The organism is Singulisphaera chitinilytica (assembly GCF_049331405.1).
In the GTDB taxonomy this organism is placed as follows: domain Bacteria; phylum Planctomycetota; class Planctomycetia; order Isosphaerales; family Isosphaeraceae; genus PoT.
Genome location: NZ_CP186274.1, coordinates 4,496,553 through 4,515,824 on the forward strand (window position 1 = coordinate 4,496,553; position 19,272 = coordinate 4,515,824).

The 19,272-nt window shown below is 63.3% G+C and carries 21 protein-coding genes; 6 read left to right on the forward strand and 15 right to left on the reverse strand.

Annotated elements, in window-relative coordinates:
* Positions 1–30: 30 nt before the first annotated feature.
* Both ACOYYX_RS17910 and ACOYYX_RS17915 read right to left on the reverse strand, forming a co-directional pair.
* Positions 31–1,158, reverse strand: coding sequence for an ATP-binding protein (locus ACOYYX_RS17910; RefSeq protein ID WP_422931276.1), 1,128 nt, complete (start codon positions 1,156–1,158; stop codon positions 31–33).
* Between the two features lie 437 nt (positions 1,159–1,595).
* The gene (locus ACOYYX_RS17915) at positions 1,596–1,958 is read right to left on the reverse strand and encodes a hypothetical protein (protein ID WP_422931277.1); all 363 of its coding nucleotides are present in this window, start codon (positions 1,956–1,958) and stop codon (positions 1,596–1,598) included.
* A gap of 164 nt (positions 1,959–2,122) precedes the next feature.
* Here ACOYYX_RS17915 and ACOYYX_RS17920 point away from each other — a divergent pair, with 164 nt between their 5' ends.
* Entirely contained in the window at positions 2,123–3,517 is a 1,395-nt protein-coding gene (locus tag ACOYYX_RS17920; protein ID WP_422931278.1) for a sigma-54-dependent transcriptional regulator, read from the forward strand.
* A gap of 78 nt (positions 3,518–3,595) precedes the next feature.
* Positions 3,596–4,036: a CBS domain-containing protein gene (locus ACOYYX_RS17925; protein ID WP_422931279.1), complete on the forward strand. Its 441-nt coding sequence runs from the start codon at positions 3,596–3,598 to the stop codon at positions 4,034–4,036.
* A gap of 339 nt (positions 4,037–4,375) precedes the next feature.
* Here ACOYYX_RS17925 and ACOYYX_RS17930 read toward each other — a convergent pair whose 3' ends face one another.
* The 5 genes from ACOYYX_RS17930 to ACOYYX_RS17950 form a co-directional block, all read right to left on the reverse strand.
* Entirely contained in the window at positions 4,376–4,834 is a 459-nt protein-coding gene (locus ACOYYX_RS17930; RefSeq protein WP_422931280.1) for a phage holin family protein, read from the reverse strand.
* Positions 4,813–5,025: a DUF883 family protein gene (locus tag ACOYYX_RS17935; protein ID WP_422931281.1), complete on the reverse strand. Its 213-nt coding sequence runs from the start codon at positions 5,023–5,025 to the stop codon at positions 4,813–4,815. The genes ACOYYX_RS17930 and ACOYYX_RS17935 overlap by 22 nt, the downstream gene beginning before the upstream one ends.
* 41 nt (positions 5,026–5,066) lie before the next feature.
* On the reverse strand, positions 5,067–5,525 hold the full coding sequence (locus tag ACOYYX_RS17940; protein WP_422931282.1) for a hypothetical protein: 459 nt from the start codon (positions 5,523–5,525) through the stop codon (positions 5,067–5,069).
* Between the two features lie 351 nt (positions 5,526–5,876).
* Positions 5,877–7,451: a GTPase gene (locus tag ACOYYX_RS17945; RefSeq protein WP_422931283.1), complete on the reverse strand. Its 1,575-nt coding sequence runs from the start codon at positions 7,449–7,451 to the stop codon at positions 5,877–5,879.
* A 305-nt stretch (positions 7,452–7,756) separates the two neighbouring features.
* Positions 7,757–8,170 (reverse strand): hypothetical protein, encoded by a 414-nt coding sequence (locus ACOYYX_RS17950; RefSeq protein WP_422931284.1) that lies wholly within the window; start codon positions 8,168–8,170, stop codon positions 7,757–7,759.
* 317 nt (positions 8,171–8,487) lie between these two features.
* On the opposite strand from ACOYYX_RS17950, the gene ACOYYX_RS17955 reads away from it, so the two are divergent.
* The 3 genes from ACOYYX_RS17955 to ACOYYX_RS17965 all read left to right on the forward strand — a co-directional run bounded on the left by ACOYYX_RS17955 (position 8,488) and on the right by ACOYYX_RS17965 (position 9,587).
* Positions 8,488–8,676, forward strand: coding sequence for a hypothetical protein (locus ACOYYX_RS17955; protein WP_422931285.1), 189 nt, complete (start codon positions 8,488–8,490; stop codon positions 8,674–8,676).
* A 192-nt stretch (positions 8,677–8,868) separates the two neighbouring features.
* Positions 8,869–9,291, forward strand: coding sequence for a CsbD family protein (locus ACOYYX_RS17960; protein ID WP_422931286.1), 423 nt, complete (start codon positions 8,869–8,871; stop codon positions 9,289–9,291).
* A gap of 116 nt (positions 9,292–9,407) precedes the next feature.
* The gene (locus ACOYYX_RS17965) at positions 9,408–9,587 is read left to right on the forward strand and encodes a DUF1328 domain-containing protein (protein ID WP_422931287.1); all 180 of its coding nucleotides are present in this window, start codon (positions 9,408–9,410) and stop codon (positions 9,585–9,587) included.
* Between the two features lie 156 nt (positions 9,588–9,743).
* On the opposite strand, the gene ACOYYX_RS17970 is transcribed toward ACOYYX_RS17965, so the two are convergent.
* The 7 genes from ACOYYX_RS17970 to rpmI form a co-directional block, all read right to left on the reverse strand.
* Positions 9,744–10,220, reverse strand: coding sequence for an SEC-C metal-binding domain-containing protein (locus tag ACOYYX_RS17970; protein WP_422931288.1), 477 nt, complete (start codon positions 10,218–10,220; stop codon positions 9,744–9,746).
* A 75-nt stretch (positions 10,221–10,295) separates the two neighbouring features.
* The gene (gene pheT / locus ACOYYX_RS17975) at positions 10,296–12,311 is read right to left on the reverse strand and encodes a phenylalanine--tRNA ligase subunit beta (RefSeq protein ID WP_422931289.1); all 2,016 of its coding nucleotides are present in this window, start codon (positions 12,309–12,311) and stop codon (positions 10,296–10,298) included.
* A gap of 86 nt (positions 12,312–12,397) precedes the next feature.
* Positions 12,398–13,951, reverse strand: coding sequence for an APC family permease (locus tag ACOYYX_RS17980; RefSeq protein ID WP_422931290.1), 1,554 nt, complete (start codon positions 13,949–13,951; stop codon positions 12,398–12,400).
* Between the two features lie 28 nt (positions 13,952–13,979).
* Positions 13,980–14,216 (reverse strand): hypothetical protein, encoded by a 237-nt coding sequence (locus ACOYYX_RS17985; RefSeq protein WP_422931291.1) that lies wholly within the window; start codon positions 14,214–14,216, stop codon positions 13,980–13,982.
* 168 nt (positions 14,217–14,384) lie between these two features.
* Positions 14,385–15,392, reverse strand: a complete 1,008-nt coding sequence (locus ACOYYX_RS17990) for a phenylalanine--tRNA ligase subunit alpha (protein ID WP_422931292.1) — start codon at positions 15,390–15,392, stop codon at positions 14,385–14,387.
* Between the two features lie 208 nt (positions 15,393–15,600).
* Entirely contained in the window at positions 15,601–15,999 is a 399-nt protein-coding gene (gene rplT / locus ACOYYX_RS17995; protein ID WP_422931293.1) for a 50S ribosomal protein L20, read from the reverse strand.
* Between the two features lie 225 nt (positions 16,000–16,224).
* Positions 16,225–16,515 (reverse strand): 50S ribosomal protein L35, encoded by a 291-nt coding sequence (gene rpmI / locus ACOYYX_RS18000; protein WP_422931294.1) that lies wholly within the window; start codon positions 16,513–16,515, stop codon positions 16,225–16,227.
* 378 nt (positions 16,516–16,893) lie between these two features.
* Between rpmI and ACOYYX_RS18005 the strand changes: the two genes are divergently transcribed.
* Positions 16,894–18,108 carry an HlyD family secretion protein gene (locus tag ACOYYX_RS18005; RefSeq protein WP_422931295.1) on the forward strand — a complete coding sequence of 405 codons (1,215 nt, stop codon included), beginning with the start codon at positions 16,894–16,896 and terminating at the stop codon, positions 18,106–18,108.
* Between the two features lie 104 nt (positions 18,109–18,212).
* Here the strand turns inward: ACOYYX_RS18005 and ACOYYX_RS18010 are convergent, their stop codons facing one another.
* Positions 18,213–19,262 carry a tetratricopeptide repeat protein gene (locus ACOYYX_RS18010; protein WP_422931296.1) on the reverse strand — a complete coding sequence of 350 codons (1,050 nt, stop codon included), beginning with the start codon at positions 19,260–19,262 and terminating at the stop codon, positions 18,213–18,215.
* Positions 19,263–19,272 lie beyond the last annotated feature (10 nt).

The window sequence follows — 19,272 nt, forward strand, 5'->3', positions numbered from 1 at the left end:
CGTGTCAGGTGGCTTGGCGCTTGTACTGGTTCAGATCGTGTCGAGCTTCGAGGGCCAGTCGAGGATGACGCTCGTCCCCTTCTCCTTGTCGGCCTCGATCCGGGCACTGCCGCCGAAGAGTTCGCTGATCCTCGCCGCGACGGCCAAGTCCATGCCTCGGCGCTCGCCGACAGTGCCGCAGAGCCGCTCGAACGAGCGCGACTGGAGGGCCATCGTCGTGACGGACGAAGGAGCCGGGTCACTGACGCGGAACTCGATCACCCAGCGATCCGGGCTTCCGTGAGCGAAGAGTTGCACCTTCGCGTTCGACGACGCGGCCACGGCGTTCGCGAGCACATAGTGGATCGCCTGGCGGGCCCGGACCTGGTCGAGCGAGGCGGTCTCCGGGCACGAGTCGTCCACGAGGAGGTCGATGCGAACCGGCCGGCCGTTCTTGCCGAAGCTGCGGTTCTCCACGACCTCGCTCAGCATCCGCTTGGGGCTGAACTCCGAGGGAGATCCAGGCACCTCGATCTCGAAGAGGCGGTTGTAGTCGCTGAGAAGGGCGAGCATGCGCTCGATCTGCCGAAAATTCTCCTCGACGAAGCGATAACTCTCCTGGAGTTCCTCGTTATTCCGAGGCAAGGCCGGCTCGATCATCGGCAAGGAGAGCCCGACGACGTTCAAAGGCGTCCGCAGGTCATGGACGATCAGCGGGACGAGCCGGAGGTCGTTGCTCGACCGGGTGGGCGTCGTGGCCGTCTGCGTGTGGGCCTTCCTCAAAACGCGGGCGACGCGAGCCGAAAGCTCCGTCGAGATGCGGCTTCGGTGGATCCAGTCGTCGGCCGCATCAAGTGGCGTGGCGCCTCGGTCGTGGATCTCGTCGGAGTCGATGACCTGGATCCAGCGGAGGCCGACGCCCTTCAGCGTCTTGGCGAAATCGGACAGGCCCGACTCGTTCATGCCCAGCAAGTCACCCACAACTAACAGCGCGGGCTTGTTCTTGCGCAGGGATGTCATCAACTCAGTCAAGCCGGATAGGTTCTCGACCGACCACGAAGAGGAGGACTCGAGCTCGGAGCGAATCTCCGCGAGCAAACCGGATTCCGACCCCACCAGCACGATGAGCGGGCGAGTCGTCGCACTCACGAGTTCGCCCGACTGCGTTGTCGACAGCATTCGTAATCGGTCCCTTGGCTGAGACATCGGCATCCGGCCCCGATGTCTTTTTTCGCACGCCAGCACGTCGGGAGATTCCGGAACTCCGACGACTGGACATCCATCGAGTAAACGGATCAGGACGGGTCGGGGCTCGACTTCTCGCTTCAACCGAGATGCAACGTCCAGGAGATTCGTCTCGCAACCCAACGGCGGATCCGAATGCGACTCCCGTTACTTCTCATCGTCGACGCGGTTTCTCGAGTCGGCTTGCAGCTCGAGGCCACCGACGGACGACGAGAGCCGGGAAGGACTCACTCTTATTCGAAAATAAGGCCGCCAGCGTGTGAAAGACCCGCCCACTCTAAGGATCAAAGCCTGTCTGAACTCGCAAGTCCTGAGGCCAATAGTTAGGAAACTGGCCGCGACTCGATTTAGCGGCCAGTTTCCCCATGGAATCACCAGGGCTTGAGCTTCCAGCCCAAGACAAATCCGATGCCGACGGCCCATAGTCCGAAGGAAACCGGATTCTCCCGGGCGTAATCCTTCAAGCGATCGAGCGTCTCGTTTGCCATGTTCTCAATAGTGCCCATCGCCGGGAAATCCGCTGCGCGGGTCATATCTGGGGGGAAGTTGGTACGCGCGGTGTGGATCATGGCTAAAGCTCCTGAAAAGCCCGGCTGCCCGAACCGGCCCGTGTCGGGACGAGCATGCTCTAACGACATACAACGACAAAACAGCAAAAACGATACCTCAAAAAGCCCCATGTGGCGTATTCTGGCAACAAGGAGAAAAGCAAGATCGGGAAGCAGGATAGACAATCACGGGCAACCTGCAACCTGCTTTGCACAAAGTGGGAAATCCAATCGCAAATGAGAAAATTTCTGCGACATGGAATTAGATTTGCCTTGAATCCGCTGCCATAAAGAAAGGGCGCCAGAACCGAAATCCGGAATTCGACGAGAGACTCAAGAAGGATGTACCCATGCGCAGAAAACTGCTTGTAGTCGATGACGACCCCTACTTGACCTCCCAGCTTCGCAAGCTTCTCGAGTCCGACGCCCTCAGCGTGGATACGGTGTCGAGCGCCCAGGAGGCGCTCACAGCCTTGAGCGCCACCGACTACAGCGTCCTGATCACCGACCTCAAAATGCCCGGAATGGGCGGTATGGAGCTCATCAGGGAAGTTGCCCAACGACGGGTCCTCGTCACCACGATCGTGACGACGGGCTTCGGCTCGATCGACCGGGTCGTCGAGGCCATGCGTCTGGGTGCCTACGACTTCCTGACGAAGCCGATCGACCCCAATCACCTCAAGCTGGTCATGGACCGTGCGCTCAAGCAACGGGCCCTGCAGGATGAGGTGTTAAGGTTGAGGCAGCAGCTCAAGGAGAGCTACAGCTTCAACAACATCATCAGCAAGAATCCGAAGATGCACGCCATCTTCGAGCTGGTGCGCCACATCGCAGGCACCAAGAGTACCGTGCTCATCGAAGGTGAGACGGGGACCGGCAAGGAACTCATCGCCAAGGCCGTCCACTACTCGAGCGAGGAAAGGCAGGGGAACCTGGTCGCCATCAACTGCGCGGCCCTGCCCGAATCGTTGCTGGAGAGCGAGCTCTTCGGTCACGAGAAGGGAGCGTTCACTTCCGCCGAATCGCGTCGCAAGGGGCGATTCGAGATGGCCGATAAGGGGACGATCTTCCTCGACGAAATCGGAGACATCTCGGCGGCCATGCAGGCCAAGCTCCTCCGCGTGCTCCAGGAACGCAGGTTCGAGCGGGTCGGTGGCCACGAGAGCATCGAGGTCGACGTCCGGGTCGTCGCCGCGAGCAACAAGAACCTCGAGAAAGAAGTGAAGGAAGGGCGATTCCGGGAGGACCTCTTCTATCGGCTTAACGTGATCAAGATCGACCTGCCTCCGCTCCGCGAACGGGCCGAGGACATCCCGCTATTGATCACGCACTTCCTCAACAAGTACGCCCGACCCAACGAGCCGCCCAAGAAGATCGCCCCCGACGCGATGGAACGGCTCCTCACGTACCGCTGGTCGGGCAACGTCCGCGAACTCGAGAATGCCATCGAACGCGTCTCGGTGACCACCGTGGGGGACACGATCAACCTGGACAAGCTCCCGCCGCGAGTCACGGGGGGATCGACTGAGGAACGGCCACGGTTCGAGATCGACCTCAAGCACCCCCTGCCCTACTACCTGAAGGAAGCCACCGAGCAGATCGAGAAGCAGTACATCCTCAAGGCCCTCGAGAAGACGAGGGGCAACGTGGGGCGTTGTGCCGAGCTCTGCGGACTCTCGCGCCGGAGCGTCTCGGGAAAGATCAGCCAGTACGAGATCGACAAATATCCGTTCAAGTCGACATGAGCCGCGGCCGGTCCCAAACTTGCATGATTTGAATTCATCTTTCCGTAGATGCGAAGGACCTCCTGGGAGCGTATGCCGATGGGCGCCAGTGACTCGACCCGTTCGACGGCCGCCGACGTGATGACGTCGGCCCCGCGGACCTGTTCCATCTTCAGCACCGTGCTCGAAGCCGTCCTGATCTTCCGGGACGCCAATTGCGTGGCCGTCCCGGTGCTCGACAACGGCAAGGCGGTCGGAATCGTCACCGATCGCGATGTGGCCCTGGCACTCCCCGAGTATCGAGCCAAGCTCGATGAGCTCCCCGTGAGCGAACTGATGTCAAAGGGGGTCCCATCCGTCGCGCCGGAGACGCCCGTCGAGGAGGTGCTCGAGAAGATGAACGAAGCGGGTTACGGCCGCTTGCTGGTCGTCGATGCCGAGGAGCAACTCCTTGGCATCATCAGCCTGGTCGACCTGGCTCCCCACGTCTCCACCCGCGCCCTGGGAGAGACCGTTACCGAGGTCATCGAGAAGGCCTAATTCGTATCATTCGTCCCGTCGTTCTCGCCTCGCGAGCTACCATCAAGACGTATATCCTTGAACAATAAGCCGGGCGGTCCTCGGAGTATACTCCGAGGACCGCCCGGTTCTCATTTGGCACCAAGCCTGAGAGCTCGCGAGTGCGTCGCTGAGCCATGAATCGACCGGCTGAGAATGAGACGTATGACTCGGCATGGATCGACTTCCGAACCCGTAATCCTTCGAAGCCTGGCCAACAAGAGTACGCCCCGTGGCGGCGAGCACCACTCTGGAAAGAGGAGTTGCTCGCCGCCACGGGGCGTAAATTTGCTTCACGGAGAGGGGGACATGACCGACAGCTCAGAACCGGCGTCGCGAGGCGGGCCGACCACTATAGGTCAGCACCGTCTTGACCCAAAGGAAGTTCCTGGACAGCTCCTCTCGGGAACGTCGAAAACTCGCGGTCGACTTCGAGGCCAGCTTGGCCGAGACCGCGGCGATGATGGCACCGAGGACGATTGTGGTGATCCCCACGATGACGAGCGCAAGCCCGTTGGACAACTTGAAGGCCTCGGCCACGAGGTACCCGATGCCGAAGAGGACGACCGGCACGGCGCCCATGATCGCGACAACGGCCCCGACCATCGTGCCGAAGGGGATGGCGATTCGCGTCGCGCAGTCCTTGGCGTCCAGGGAGATGAGCTTGGCCTGGAGCTCGCAGAGCGTCGCCACGTCGTTGGCGAACCCCGTGATGTTCCCGACCACCCCTTCGTCCTGGCCGTCCTTCTGGCTCCCGTTCATCGTCGCTTGATTATCCATCCGAGGACGACCCCCACTCCCAGGGCGATGCCCAGGGCACGCACCGGTTCCTTGACGGCATATTCCCGAACCGCGTCTCGTCCTTCGGCCAGGCGTTCTTTTGCCGTGGCCATGACCTCGAGCGCCCGAGACTTGAGCTCATCGACTTGAGGCCCGTAATTCGACTCCATCTCCTGGATTCGGTCGATCATGGCGAGGTTCCTCGAAGGAGAAAGGGCAGGTTTGATCCCAGTTACTTCCCGGTCGGGTGCCCGGAGCCGGCCGGTCGATCGGGCCTCGAAGAAGGCCCAACGGGCGGCATCCCCGGCCCGTGCTGCTGCTGTGCGATCAGGCTCTCCAAATAGCCCACGGCATAGCTCTGGGCCGCCCGGATCGCGACCGGGCCGAGCATCCCCCAGGCCAGCCCGGCAATCCCCTTGGACGCCTTCTTCTTGGGGGCCTCATGGACAGTCTGGGCGAGCGATTCGGCCGGGACGGGGATCGCCTGGATCTGCGTCGTCGGCTTGTATCGCCGGGGGACGATGAGATAGCCCAGGGCGGCCGTCGCGCCGAGGATCAGCCAGGGATGCGAGCGAAGGTGGCGATGCCAGTCGGTGACTGCCACGACTCCCTTCACGTCCTGATGAAGCTCGTGCCGGATCTGAGCCATCTGCCGGCGAATGTCATCAACGTCGCTTGTCGCAGTGGCCACGCTTGCTCTCCGCTGAGCGTCTTGTGTCTCGTCACACAGCCTCGAGATCGGATCCCGAGGCTGGCCTAGATGTTCCTATTAACAGCAAGCACGGTGCCAAAATACGGCGTCACTGTTTGGGATTCCCATCATCACATCCTCGCCGCTGGTCCGCACCTTGTCCGATCGATAGCAAACCCAATCGATGTTGCGAGAAGGCAATCGCGTCCTCAGCCGACCTGCCATTCTTCAGGAAATGGTGATCTCGTTCCGACCACCGATGCCGATAACGTGATTGAATCTGACATAAGTTGAAGACTCCCGCACTTCCCGACCCGATCGGCAGCCCGATGCGCAGGATGAGGAAGCGGCTCAGACCTGGGTGGCCTGAGTGTCCTGCTTCTCCTTCGGCTTGCGAGACTCTCGCAGGTGGTTCCAGAGGAGCTTGCCCTGGCGGCCAAATTGATCGACGAGGCGGCGAGCTTTGGATCGGGTCGCGGCCTCGTGGAGGTGCCGGATGAGTGCAACTCGCTCGGCCCGATGCAAAAGGGTGGCGAGAGTCGGGAGCACGTGCTCGACAATCCCGAAAGTCGACGTCTTCTCGAGGCCTACGGCAACCATCTCGTTGATCGTCGGCGGCAAGGCGGCGCGCAAGGCTCCCAGCCTGGCGCGGACGGCGGCCTCGCGGTCGCGATTGCCTTTCGTCCAATCATACGGGGGCTTCCACTCGGAGCCGAACTCGGGCGAGTCGACCATCGTGACGACGGCCATGGCTGGCGGGATCTCCAGGCGGGGATTCTCGAGATACCAGCGGTTCCAGGCCTCGGCGAAGGCCACGTCCCCCCGGCTCGAGTCTTGCTTGCCGTTGACCACGATGAACAGGATGTCGGCCTGGACCGCGAGTTCCACGGCCTCGCGACGTGTGGACCGATCCCGGGCCGACTCGCCTGACGGGTTGACCGAATAACCGGGAACCTCCAGGAACCGGGCCGTCTTGAGCCGATCCATGAGCGACTGGTCGAGCCCCGCCGCCTCGAGTCGGGCCTTCACCAAGGTCAGGTCGCCCGAACGAGCCTCCTCGAGCACCTCGACGAGGCGAGACTTGCCCGAGCCCTTCGCCCCCACCACGGCGACGACGAACGTCTGCATCTCCTGCTCGATCGCGTGCGTGTCACGCATCCCTTTGCGCGTCAGGCGGCGATATTGCTCCGCCCCGATGACGAGCCGTCCGCTATAGAGCTCGATGAGGTGGACACCTAACCGATTAACATAGGCTCGATAGAACCACCTCAGCAAGTTTTGCTGCATGTTCTTCCAGGCGGGCTTGGCCATCCACTGCTGGGCGCCCAGCCGCATCAGGCCCGACATCGGGTTGAAGATCGGCAGCAGGTAGGAATAGATATCATTGGCGCGTTGGAGGTAGCCCGCGACCTGCACGGCCTGCTTGAGGTGGGACGCAGTGAGCATGTCTCCGCCGGGGACCTGCCGGCAGAGGCGATTGAGGTCCTCCGCGGCCAACTCCATGGCCGTCATGAACTCCACGAACGGGACTTGCCCGAGTGGGTCCGACTTCAAGGGATGATAGTGCTCAGCCAGCTCCTGCGCCAGGCGGCGCCCCGAATTAATATAAACATCTGCACCCGTCAACACCTCGATGGCGAGCTTGTCCCCCGCCTCGGCCTCGTTCTCGACGAGCGACCAGGCCTTGCGATCGAGGTCGGAGAAGGTATTGGGGGCCTCCCAGTCGAGCGGCGGCAGCAACGCACGCTGAGACTTCGTCCACAGTGAGGCCAGGACCGAAAAGAGGACGCCCGTGGCGATCCAGATCAGGCCGGCGATCAACAGCCACCCTCGGTCTTTAAGCCACAGGGCCCCGAGCCCGATGTAGACCAGGATCGGGCCGACCAGGAGCAGCAAGAGCACCCAAGCTCGCCAGTTTCTCAACACGGTCTCGACTCCGCGCAACACGCTTATTTGCTGAGAGGTATTCGGCCCACCTATCCCAACTATTTGGGGCCAATCGCGAGGAGAAAGGCAAGGAACTACCGCCCGTCGGATTACCTGATCCGGGAAAATCCAACGAAAACCGGCTCCTACGTAGGATCCTACGCAGAAGCCGGAAGTCGGGCCCGAGTTCTCTCGCGATGCGGCATGCTCGACGATGAACGAGCGATCGTGACGGCTCGGAGACGGCAAACCCCGAGTGCTTGAGAAGCGTCTTCGAGGTTACCGCCTGATCGATGTCAACTCGCTCAGCTCCGGCCGAAGTGGCTGGGGATACGCCTCGAAATGGCGTCGGGGAGGTTCCGGACCGAGTCGGCGAGGTGATGGAAGGAATTCGACGCACCGCGGTAGGTTTCGGGGAAATTCCGCTCGGCCCAGGTCTCCTCGCGGCGGCCCAGCAGGGTCGTCAGGACCAGCCCAAGCCCGAAGCCGACGCCCAGGCCCACGAGGACGGAAGGAGCCGGGTTGCGGCGGACCATATCCTGCGCGTCCGAGTAACGGCGGGCGGCCTCTTCGCGGGCGTGATCCCACTGCTCGGAGCCGTACTGGGCGGCCTTTTCCACACCCTCTCGGACCTGGTCCTCGTGCGAACGGAGCGTCTCGCGGACGCCACGGCCGGCACCACCATTCTGACGACCGTGTTCTTCTCGTTTCGAAGGCATTGCGATATTCCTCCAGGAGTGGTCGTCGAAGGTCGAATCTTCACGGTCTGATCCAACGCAATCGATCGACGAACGAAATCCAGGTTGTTGCAAGGCCTATGCCGAGAAGTTAAATTGCTGCCGGGAATAAGGGTGCGCGACAATACGCTACCATCGTTCGCAGACACTCCCCAAAAACGCAGGTTTTCGGGGAGGATTGACGGCTGGCACGCGTCTTGCCCTAGTCACCCGAGTCTCGGTTTCGAGGACAATGGTCCCGACGTGGGATCCAGTTTGTTTCGAAACACCGATTTGACCTCTGAGACAGGAATTCAACTATGAAGAGCCTTCTGGCTTCGGCTGTGATCCTCGGTCTGACCATGGGCTTCGTCGGTTGCGGCGAAGAGGCCAAGAAAGAAACGACGGTCGAGACCCCCGGCGGCACCACCACGACCACCGAGTCCGTCAAGAAGACCGGCGACAACCCCCCCCCGGCCGACGCCAAGCCGGTTGAAGCCCCCAAGTGATTTGATTTCACCTGGATTTGAAGCATAAAGGACGCCCCTCGACGTGTTCGAGGGGCGTCCTTTTTTTGTTGGCGAAATCGTGAATTCAAAGATTGGTGATTTCTCTGAGTTGGCATTGGCGTTGCTAGATAGTTCCTCCAGACAGCCGGTAGAGTCGCCGGTGAAACGAGGTAATCAAAGGAGCCTTCCGAGATGGCTATCAACGCTCAAGAGCTTCAGGGGCAGTGGAACAAGCTTCGCGGCCAGGTCAAGGAACGCTGGGGTCAGCTCACCGAAGACGACCTCCAGATCCAGGGCGGCAACATCGACCAGCTTGTCGGCCGGATCCAGCAGAGGACGGGCGAAGGCCGCGAGGCTATCGAGCGTTTTCTGACCGATCTGACCTCCCACGGCTCCTCGGCGATCTCGCACGCGGCCGAGTCGGTCAGCAACTTCGCCCAGCAGGCCGGTGGCCGCCTCCGCGAGCACTACGGCGACGTGGCGAACTCCGCCCGCGAGCGCTATGACTACGCCCAGGATGTGGTCCGGACCAACCCGGCCCAGTCCGTCGCCGCGGCCTTCGGCGTCGGCCTCGTGGCGGGAATCGTCGTCGGTTTGGCACTCCGTTCGCGATAAAAATCAATCAACGAAATCCGGCTTGAGCGAATCTTGCTTCCCAAATTGGCGGATCGCTCGGGCCGGATGGGAAAACAGATCGCCGCACCACCCACTTACAACTGAGGACTCCTATCATGCTTCGCTGGGCGCTCACATTCGCGATCATCGCCATGATCGCCGGCTTCCTCGGCTTCTATCAGGTTGAAGGCATCGCCGCTGACATCGCTCGCGTCTGCTTCTTCATCTTCCTGGTTCTGTTCGTGGTCGCCATCGTGGCCGGTCGCCGCATCCTCGAAGGTCCACCGACGGTCTAGTCACCGCCTCGGGAAGATATTCGTCTAACTCCGAAGCCGCGGCTTCGAAGCGACAAGGAGCGGGCCGGGATACCCAGTGGTATCCCGGCCCGCTCCTTTTCCATTTCGAAGGATTCAAGACGTTCGAGGAGGGCCCTCGATGAGATCCTGGCGAGCTCAAGCTCGGCCCATGCAGCACTTCTTGTACTTCTTGCCCGAGCCGCAGGGGCATGGGTCGTTGCGACCAACGGGGGACGACTCGGCATGCCTGCGGATCGTCACCCCCTTCACGCCCCCGCCCGGTTTGAGCCGCTCTGCATAGTTCTGCGCGATCACGCGAATCTGAGCCGCCCAGTCCTCGGCGTCCCCGAGACGGCCGCTGTCCTGGAGGTATTCCAGGAACTGAACGATCACCTCGGGCACGTGCGGCCTGGCGGGGTCGGGGAGCGTGAGGCGCGGCATCGACTCGTTCAGAACCGTAGCGAACGTACCGGGACTGACCTCATCGGGGAAGTCCGGGTCGATCTTGCGCACGGCCTCGCCAAACGTCGTCAAGATCTCGGGAACATGCTCGCGCACGGATGCGTCGATCAGGCTCCCCTTGAACGAGTCGACGAAGTCACCGATCCAGTTTTCCCAACGATTATCGAACATGGCTTGGGCGCCGTCGGTGAAGTTGCTGGAGAAAAGAGAACCCCTTCCGATCCGCAGGCCGTCGCACCGTCCTGATCAGGATCGGAGCGTCGCCTGGAAGCGGCCGGCGCAGGTATCGACGACGGAACGCACGGCCTGCTCGACCTCGTCGCCGGTCAGGGTCCGTTCCGGGTGCCGGAACCGCATTCCGAAGTGGAGGCTCTGCATGCCGGCGGGCAGGTTGCCACCCGAGAACGAGTCGAGATAGGTCACCGACTCGAGGGTCGGTCCTGCTGCATCCTTGACGGCTCCCGCCAGGTCTCCCCAGGGAGTCGATAGGGACAGGACCAGGGAGAGGTCACGCGTCACGGCCGGGAACGACGGCAAGGATCGATGAGCCGGGACGAGGTCCGCGAGATCCTGCAAGAGGTTGAACTCAAGCTCAGCCGCCGAGGTCGCTCCCCGCAACTCCCAGGCGTCGAGTTGCTTGCGATCGACCTCGCCGATGTAGCCGAAATGCTTGCCCTGGAGCAGCAATTCCGCCGATCGGCCGGGCGTGAACGGTGAGAGCGTGGCGGGACGGATCGTGAGCTCCTGATCGGCATGGAGCCGGCCGAGCAAAGCCTCGACCACCCCCTTGAGACCGAAGAAGTCGCGGCCGCTGACGAGGGCAAGCCGGGTAGGCTCCTCGGGCAACGGTTTGCCCGAGATCGGGAGGTAGACCCCGGCGATCTCGAAGAGCTCGGTGTCCGGATTGCCATGCGCCTCGTTGTGTCGTCTCGCCGCGAGCAGACTCGGTACCAGGCTCTGCCGCAAGGCATTTTCTTTCTTGCGGCTCGAATGGTCGACGCGGATCGGGCTCAGGGCGGGCGATTCCTGGATCGGAGGGCTCAGCTCCTCCGAAACCAGGCTTAGGGTCACGGCCTCGTCGAAGCCGCAGGCGGTCAGAGCCTGGCGAATCTCCGTCTCCACTCGCTCCCGTTTCGCACGCGGGGAGCTCGCCAGAGGGACGGCCCTGTTTTCGGGGATATGCTCATAACCGTGAATGCGAGCCACTTCCTCGATGAGGTCGATCTCGCGCTCGAGGTCGCTCCGCCAGCTCGGGGCTCGATGCGTCGAGGAGTCTTCCGATGATTCGAGGCATTCGAGGCCGAGGTCTCGAAGGATCTCCAGCACTCGCTCGCGCGGAATTTCGATGCCCAGGATCCGGCGAATCTGAGCATATCGCAGGGTTACGGGGGTTCGCTCGAGGCTCGCACTCCCCACGTCGATGAAGCCCGGATGCAGCGTGCCGCCGGCGATCTCGAGGATCAGCTCGGCGCAGCGGCGGCTGGCCCATTCGGTGCGTTCCGGGTCGAGGGGTCGCTCGAAGCGGTAGCTGGCCGGGCTGTGCAAGCCCAGGGCCCGGGCCGTCTTGCGGATCGACATGGAGTCGAATCGGGCGGCCTCGATCAGGACGTTCGTGGAGTGGAGGCCGATCTCGGTGTCGAGCCCCCCCATGACCCCCGCGAGGCCGACGGGCCGCTCGGCGTCGGCGATCGCGAGCATGTCGGGGGTCAGTTCGTAAACCTTGTTATTGATCGCCTTGAAGGTCTCGCCCTTCTGGGCGCGGCGGACTACGAGCCGCTTGCCCGCGAGTCGGTCGAGGTCATAGGCGTGCAAGGGCTGGCCGCACTCGAACATGACGTAGTTCGTCACGTCGACGACGTTGCTGATGGGGCGGACGCCGATCGTCTCCAGACGCCGACGGAGCCAGAAGGGGCTCTCGGCCACCTTCACGCCCGTGATGACCCTGGCGGTGAACCGGGGGCAGAGCGTTTCCTCTTCGAGCGCAACCGACGTGATCTGCCCGACGTCCACGCCCGAGGTCTTCGGCCATGGGTCGGGCGTCACCAATGTCTTGTTGTAGAGGACGGAGATTTCGCGCGCGATGCCGAGGTGCCCGAGACAGTCGGGCCGGTTGCTCGTCACTTCCAGATCGATGGCGAAGTCATCACCCACGAGATCCGTCGACTCGTGGTTCAGTCCCGTCAGGGCGAGCCGATCGGTCAGCTTTTCCACAGGCATATCGAGCCGGACATATTGCGTGAGCCAGTTCCAACTGACGATCATCGGCTTCCCTAAAATCGAGGATACCTGGAGCGAGTTTACGAGTTAAGGCGGCGGGCGAGTCCTGCTTCCCCCCTGCCCTATTATCCTCAGGCCTGGCCGTCGAGCCCCGACGGCTCCGAGGAAGAGCGGCTGCCCTTCCCCGCGTATGACCAGACGAGGTAGACGGGAATCCCCGTCAGCACGATCGCGAAGCCGATCCCCGAGGTCTCGGGCGCGAGGTAGATGAAGTCCACGACCAGCAGGAGGGCAAGCCCGATATAGATCAGCGCCGGCAGCGGATACGCGACCAGCCGATATGGGCGATCGAGGTGAGGCGACTTGCGCCTCAGGACCATGACCGCTCCCACCATCAGCATGTAGAAGGCGACATCGGCCGGGATGATGTATTCGAGGAGTTGGTTATACAGGTTGCCGAACTCGAGCCCCTGCTTCTGGGCATTCAGCTTCACGGTGACCGGCAGGGTCAATATCGCGGCCCAGATCCCCTGAGTCAGGAGCGCCGCGGCCGGGACGTGCCGGCTATTGGTCGTCGCGACCCTGGAGAAGAAGAGACCGTCGGTCGCCATTGCGTAGTAGACGCGGGCCCCGGCGAGGATCAGGCCGTTGACGCACCCGAACGTGGAGATCAGGATGGCCCCGGCCATCAGCAAGGTGCCGAGTTGCCCCTGAGGCGACGCCACGACCTGCATGAGCGCCGTGGCGACCCGGTCCTGAGGTGCATGTTGGATGCGGTCGAACGGCAAAGTCACGAGGTAGGCCAGGTTCGCGAGCAGGTAGAGGGCGACGACACTGCCACACCCGATGGTGAGGGCCAGCGGGAGGCTCCTGCCGGGGTTGCGCACTTCCGCCCCGGTGAAGGTCACGTTATTCCAGGCCGACTGCGAGAAGAGGGGACCGATCATCGCCTTGCCGAGCAGCATCGCCAGGGCCAGGCCCCCCAGGGCGGGCAGGCCTTCCTGGGCCTGCGCGGGTGTCCAACCGTTGTCCCAGGGGTTGAACCATGACGAGGTCCAGGCCGCGGCCTCGCGATTCATCCCCAGGGCGAAGCCGATCACGATCAGGCCAATGAGGGCGGCCGTCTTGGTGAACGTAAACGTATTCTGGATCCACTTACCCGTCTCGAGCCCTCGCATGTTCGTCGCGGTGAGGATCGCGATCACGGCGATGGCGACGAGTTGCTGGGTGGAAAGGCTCAGCGCATAGCGGCCGATCACCCAGGGGGGGATGATATACACGTCGGCGGCGATTTTCGGCAGGAAGACGCCTAGGAACTTGGCGAACGCCACGGCCACCGCCGCGATGGTCCCCGTCTGGACGACGAGGAAGAGTGACCAGCCGAAGAGGAACCCGAAGGCCCGGCCATAGGCCTCGCGGAGGAAGACATACTGCCCCCCCGCCTTCGGCATCATGGCGGCGAGCTCGCTGCAGCAGAGGGCCCCCGTGATCGTCATAACGCCCGCCAGGGCCCAGGCGGCCAGGAGCCAGCCGGGAGAGCCGACGAGCCGCGACGACTCGGCCGATGTGATGAAGATTCCGGAGCCGATCATCGACCCCATGACAATCATGGTAGCGTCGAGCTGGCCTAGGCCTCGCACCAGCTTCGGTGCCGCCGGTTCGCTCTCGTCGAGGGTCGTCGCCATGGATGTGCGTCTCGCCGCGGGCAGGGAGTTATGCGCCCTGGGCGACGAACGCCTGGACGTCGGCAATCGCGGCTTCGATCGTCTCGCGACGCCACTGCGTCAAAGCGCTGTCCAGGGCACGGGTGAGGTGGTTGGCCAGATGGTTGGCGGCATCGACGGGCGACTCACCTTCAGCGCGAATCTCGGGGAACTCGCGGTGGTGGACGCTCGTGGTATTCGCCGTGGCGCCGGTCGACACGATCACTTTACTCAGATCGCTCGCCATCGAAGTGGCCTCGATTATCTCTAGGAGAACATCGAATCCCGGCTCATCACGGGAGTCGAACGGAGAGTAAGAATCGGCTCGGCTGGCTGAACGCGGTCGGATCGGATTCGGGCGTATCCTCTCCCAAACTTGCCCACGGCCTGGATATCCGCATTCTTGCCGGCTGACTTAGAACTGGGAGAGGAACCGCGAGTCGTTCTGATAGAGGAGGCGGATGTCATCGATCCCATGGCGACGCATGCATAGCCGCTCGATGCCGAGGCCGAAGGCGAACCCGGTCACTTCTTCCGGGTCGTATCCGACGGCGCGGAAGACGTTCGGGTCCACCATCCCGGCGCCACCCATTTCAACCCAACGGTCGCCGCCATGCCAGAGCATATCGACCTCGACGCTCGGTTCCGTGAACGGGAAGAACGAGGGCCGGAATCGGATCTGGACGTCCTTGCCGAGATAGCTCTCGGCAAAGAGGCGTAGCACCGTCTTGAGGTCGGCCATGGTCACCCCCTTGTCGACCATGAGCCCCTCGATCTGGTGGAACATGAACGAGTGGGTGGCGTCGACGGTATCGGGGCGATAGACACGGCCGATCGCGATGACGCGGACGGGCGGAGGCTGATTCTCCATCACCCGGATCTGCACGGTGCTCGTCTGGCTGCGGAGCATGGTGCCGCCGGGCAGATAGAAGTTGTCGAGCGGGTCGCGTGCGGGGTGAGAGAGGGGGATGTTGAGTGCTTCAAAGTTATGGCGGACGTCCTCGACCTCGGGGCCTCGGGCCACGGCGAAGCCGAAGCGGCCGAAAAGGTCGATGAGCTCGTCGGCCGTCTGGGTCAAAGGATGGCGATGCCCGAGCCTGGGCTTCTGGCCCGGGAGGGTCACGTCGATCCCGGCCGCCACGCTCGCAGGCCGCTCGACGCGAGTTTTCGCGTCGTTCCAGGCGACTTCGAGCGCCTGCTTGACGGCGTTGAACCGCTGCCCATACTCCCGCTTGGCGCCGGATTCGAGCGACTTGAGGCGTTCCTGGGCGGACTTGACGCGCCCTTGCTTCAGCCCCAGGAACTCGATCCGGGCCGCCTCGACCGCATCCCCCGTCTGGGCCTGGCCGAAGGCAGCCTTGCCCGACGTTTCCAGTGCCTCGAGGTCAGCCAATGCAGTCGAGAGTGTGTCGGCGGTGCTCATGAGACCCATCAATCGGGAGTCGACCGGGACATCCAGCGGATACGCGAACCTATATTGCTAGTCGTTAAATCAGCAGGTTCGCTCCGCGACGACGGCTCCCCCTGTGAAGAATACACCCGCCGGGATCTCGAAAGGCGAGAATCGGCGGGCTGATTCCAACAAGTCGGGAGCCGGCGAACGACCTCGCTCGAACGCGAGGCTGCGGGGATCAGGCGGACTTCACAGCCTGGCGGCTGCGGACTTCGGCGTCGTGACGGTCGAGCTCGGACCGGATGCGGGTCACGATGGCGTCGAACGTCTCCGGGTCGTGGATGGCCAGCTCGGAAAGGCTCTTGCGGTCGAGGCCGATCTTGGCCAGGTGCAGGCCGTGGATGAGGCGGCTGTAACGCAGGCCACGCATCTCGGCGGCGGCGCTCAGACGGGTGATGAAGAGGCGGCGGAAATCGCGCTTCTTGGCCCGGCGGTCGCGGAACGCGAACATGCCGGCGCGGAGCAGGGTTTCCTTGGCCGAGCGGAGCAGCTTGCGACGTCCACCGACGAAGCCTTCTGTGGCCCGGAACAGTCGCTTCTTAGCCTTGTTGCGGGCTGCGCCTTTCGTTGCACGCATGAGTGATTCTCAGTCCAAACTCTCTGGGGACCGGGACGAGTGGAAGACGTCGCACGAGTCCCGGCCTTGGGTGGTGTGGGCGCAGCCCACGTAGGATTCACGATCGTTTCGAACGATTGACTTCAAGTTCCAAGCAGGCCGACACGCTTCGATCGGCTCGCCTCGAAACTCGGAGGGTTGCGGCAGGGCGCCGCGCCCACGCGTTGCCGTGGGCTTCGCCTCGAGTCAGGAAGCCGACGGCGTGGCGGTCTCGGCCGACTTGGCCTCGGCCAGGGCGGCGAGCTTGCCGGCCTCGATGGCCTCGGGCTGCGAGCCGATGCGCTCACGCACGGCACGTCGCAGGCGATGGGCCTCGGCCGAGATCTTCAAGGTCGACTTCTTGCGCAGACGACGCACTTGCTTGCCGCTCTTGTGGCTCATCAAGTGAGACGAGCCGCATCGCTTGTGGCTCACCTTGCCGTTCGCCGAAACCTTGAATCGTTTCTTGATTCCCTTGTGCGTCTTAAGCTTCGGCATGATCCCCGTATCCTCGAACTTCCGCCTTGCGGAGCACCGAATCGCGGCCGACAGACCCTCATGAACGATGCCTGAAAAATCAGCCGAGTCGGCCATCGTAACAAACAGTATGGCGGACAACCACACCAAAATTCCGAATCAAGCCGAAGCTGACGACCAGGCCTTTTGAGACGCCTTGGAACGTATCCGAAAGAATTCGGCTTGATACATCGATACGCAGACGCCGCGGGGGCTTGGAGTCTTGACGATGGGATCCGGGCCCTTTAGGGTGAACTTTCCCGGGCTGCGAGCATCGGAATGAACACAATCTTGCCGTGCGTCGGAGGTGCGTCTCCGACTCGTCCGGATTCCTTTCCCCTGGGTCGAGAGGTTTCATCAATGAGCTTCCGGGGATGGTCGACCGCCTGCGTGATCCTCATCGTCTCGGTCGCGTCGGCGAGCATGGCTCGGGGACAAGCCCCTGCCACTGCCAAGGTTGAGGCGATCCCGCTCGAGCTCAAGGCCCCCGACCGCTATCAGATCTATTCGTTCCTGGAACCGATCCGCCGCGTCACGATCATCGCGCCGGTGGATGGGATCCTGAGGAACTTCGACTCCCCCATCGGGACGGTCATCAAGGAGAGGCAGGAACTCGGGCAGCTCGACCGCACCGAGGCCGCCTCGAGGCTCAAGATCGCCAAGGCCAACGTCAAGGAGGCCGAGGCGGCCCTCAAGGGGAGCACCGGGACCGCCGCAACCATCAATCAGGCCCAGCTCGAGGCCGCCCAGGGGCGCGTGGAACTGGCCGAAGTCGAGTACGAGCGATGCACCCTCCGCGCCCCGTTCGCGGGTAAGCTGCTCGACCTCTACGTCAGCCCCGGCCAGCTCCTGGTGAAAGGGACGAAGATCGGTGACCTGGCCGACGTCTCCAGCCTCCGAGCCCTGGTCCCGTTCGACCGGGCGTCGGTGAGCGCAGGGGCGACCGTCAACGTCCTCATCGAGGGCCAGCCTGTCTCGGGCAAGGTCGTCACGACGGTTCCGCTCCCTGAGAGCCTCGCCCCCTTGCGAGAGCTGGCTACCTCTTTCGTCGCCGCTCTGGTCGTCTTCCCGAACACGAAGGGGGACCTCGAGCCCGGCCTGCGCGTCCTCAGCCCGTCGCTCCCGAACACGACGATCACCACCATCCCGAGCCGCTCGCTCCGTCGCCCCGACAAGGGTGAGACGACCGCGGCCAGCATCCAGGTGATCCGGAACGAGTACGTCACCGACGTCCCGGTGCGTGTCCTGGGTCAGCCGGGCCCCGACCGGGTCCAGATCTCAGGGCTCCTGCGTCCCAAAGATTCGCTGATCGTCTCGACCTCCGTCCCCCTGGTCGCGGGCACCCTTATCCGCTTCAACGGCGAGGACACCGGCTTGGTCGAAGGGACGAACCCCAACCCGGCCGAAGGGGGCGAAGTCGCGGGGATCACCCCGCCATCGGGGACTCGCGCGGGCGCGACGACGGGCACCGCCGGCCGCCCGACGGGCACTCGGCCCACCGGCCGTCCGACAGGAACCCGCCCAGCGAACACCACGCCCGGGACGCCCAAGGCGACAACCCCGCCGCCTTTCTGATTCCTCAAATGACGCTGGTATCCGGATGAATCAAACGACGAAGGGGTGGGCATTGGCCCACCCCTTCGTCGTTTTGCAGGTAGCAGGTCGCTAAAGCCAACCCGTTACTGGGCCGTCTCGGGTCGAGAGGCGAGCCACTGGCTGTTGGGATACTCTTTCTTGAGCACCTGCCAGACCTCATCGGCGCGGTCATCGCGGCGCAGGGTTCGCCAGAGATGGGAGATCTGGGCCAGGGCGCGAGGGTGCTGCTCCTTGTCCTTGGAGTAGAGGATGTCCGTGTGCAGGTAGGCGTCGAGCGCCTCCTTGGGCTTGTTGGCCGCCCGGAGGCAATCGCCCAAAGTGTTGTAGGCGGCGGACTGGGTCTGGACGTCCTCGGGAGGCGACGACTTGATGACCGAGCGGACGAGTTCCTCGGCCTCGGCGTACTTCTTCTGGCCCGCGAGGCCTTCGGCCTTGGCCAGCTTCGCCTCGCGCTGGCGGAACGAGCCCTCGGGTCCGTTCTTGATCAGTTGATCATATTCGGCGACAGCCTTATCGAAGTTCCCCTGCTTGGCGAAGACCTTGGCCCTGAGCACCGCGGCGCGGTCGGCGCTCTGCGGCAGCTTGGACATGGCGGCCAGGGTCTTCTCCACGGCCGCGAAGTCCTCCTTCTGGAGTTGCAGCCTCGCGAGATTGTCATAGGCAGAGACGGCGTGGCGGCCGCCGGCATGGGCACGCACGAAGGCCTCGAGCAGGGTGATGGCCTCGGGGGACTTCGAAGCATCCATCAGGGCCAGTTCGGCCATCGCGTTCGCCTGGGCGAAGAGGGCCGCCTGCTTGATAAAGGGCTTCTCGGCCTCGGCGGCCGCCTTCTTGTAGAGGTCGGCGGCCTCGGCCAGGGAGCCGGCCGACTCGCGAGACTCGGCCTGGACCATGACCGGCGGCTGGCCCGTGTAGGAGATCGAGGCGATCTCGCCGGTCGGAACGGTCGTGGTCGTCGCCCCCAGCTTCACGACGACGTTGGTCGACGACTCGGAATCGATCGTCCCGCGGACCCGTCCCCCCACAGCCCCCTTCACGTTCGAGTTGGGGACGAGCACCACGTCGTCGGCCATCGCCGATGCCGTCAGCAAGACCGTCAGTGAGCCGGCCGCGAGCTTATGTCGAAGTCTCATCGCGCGGAAT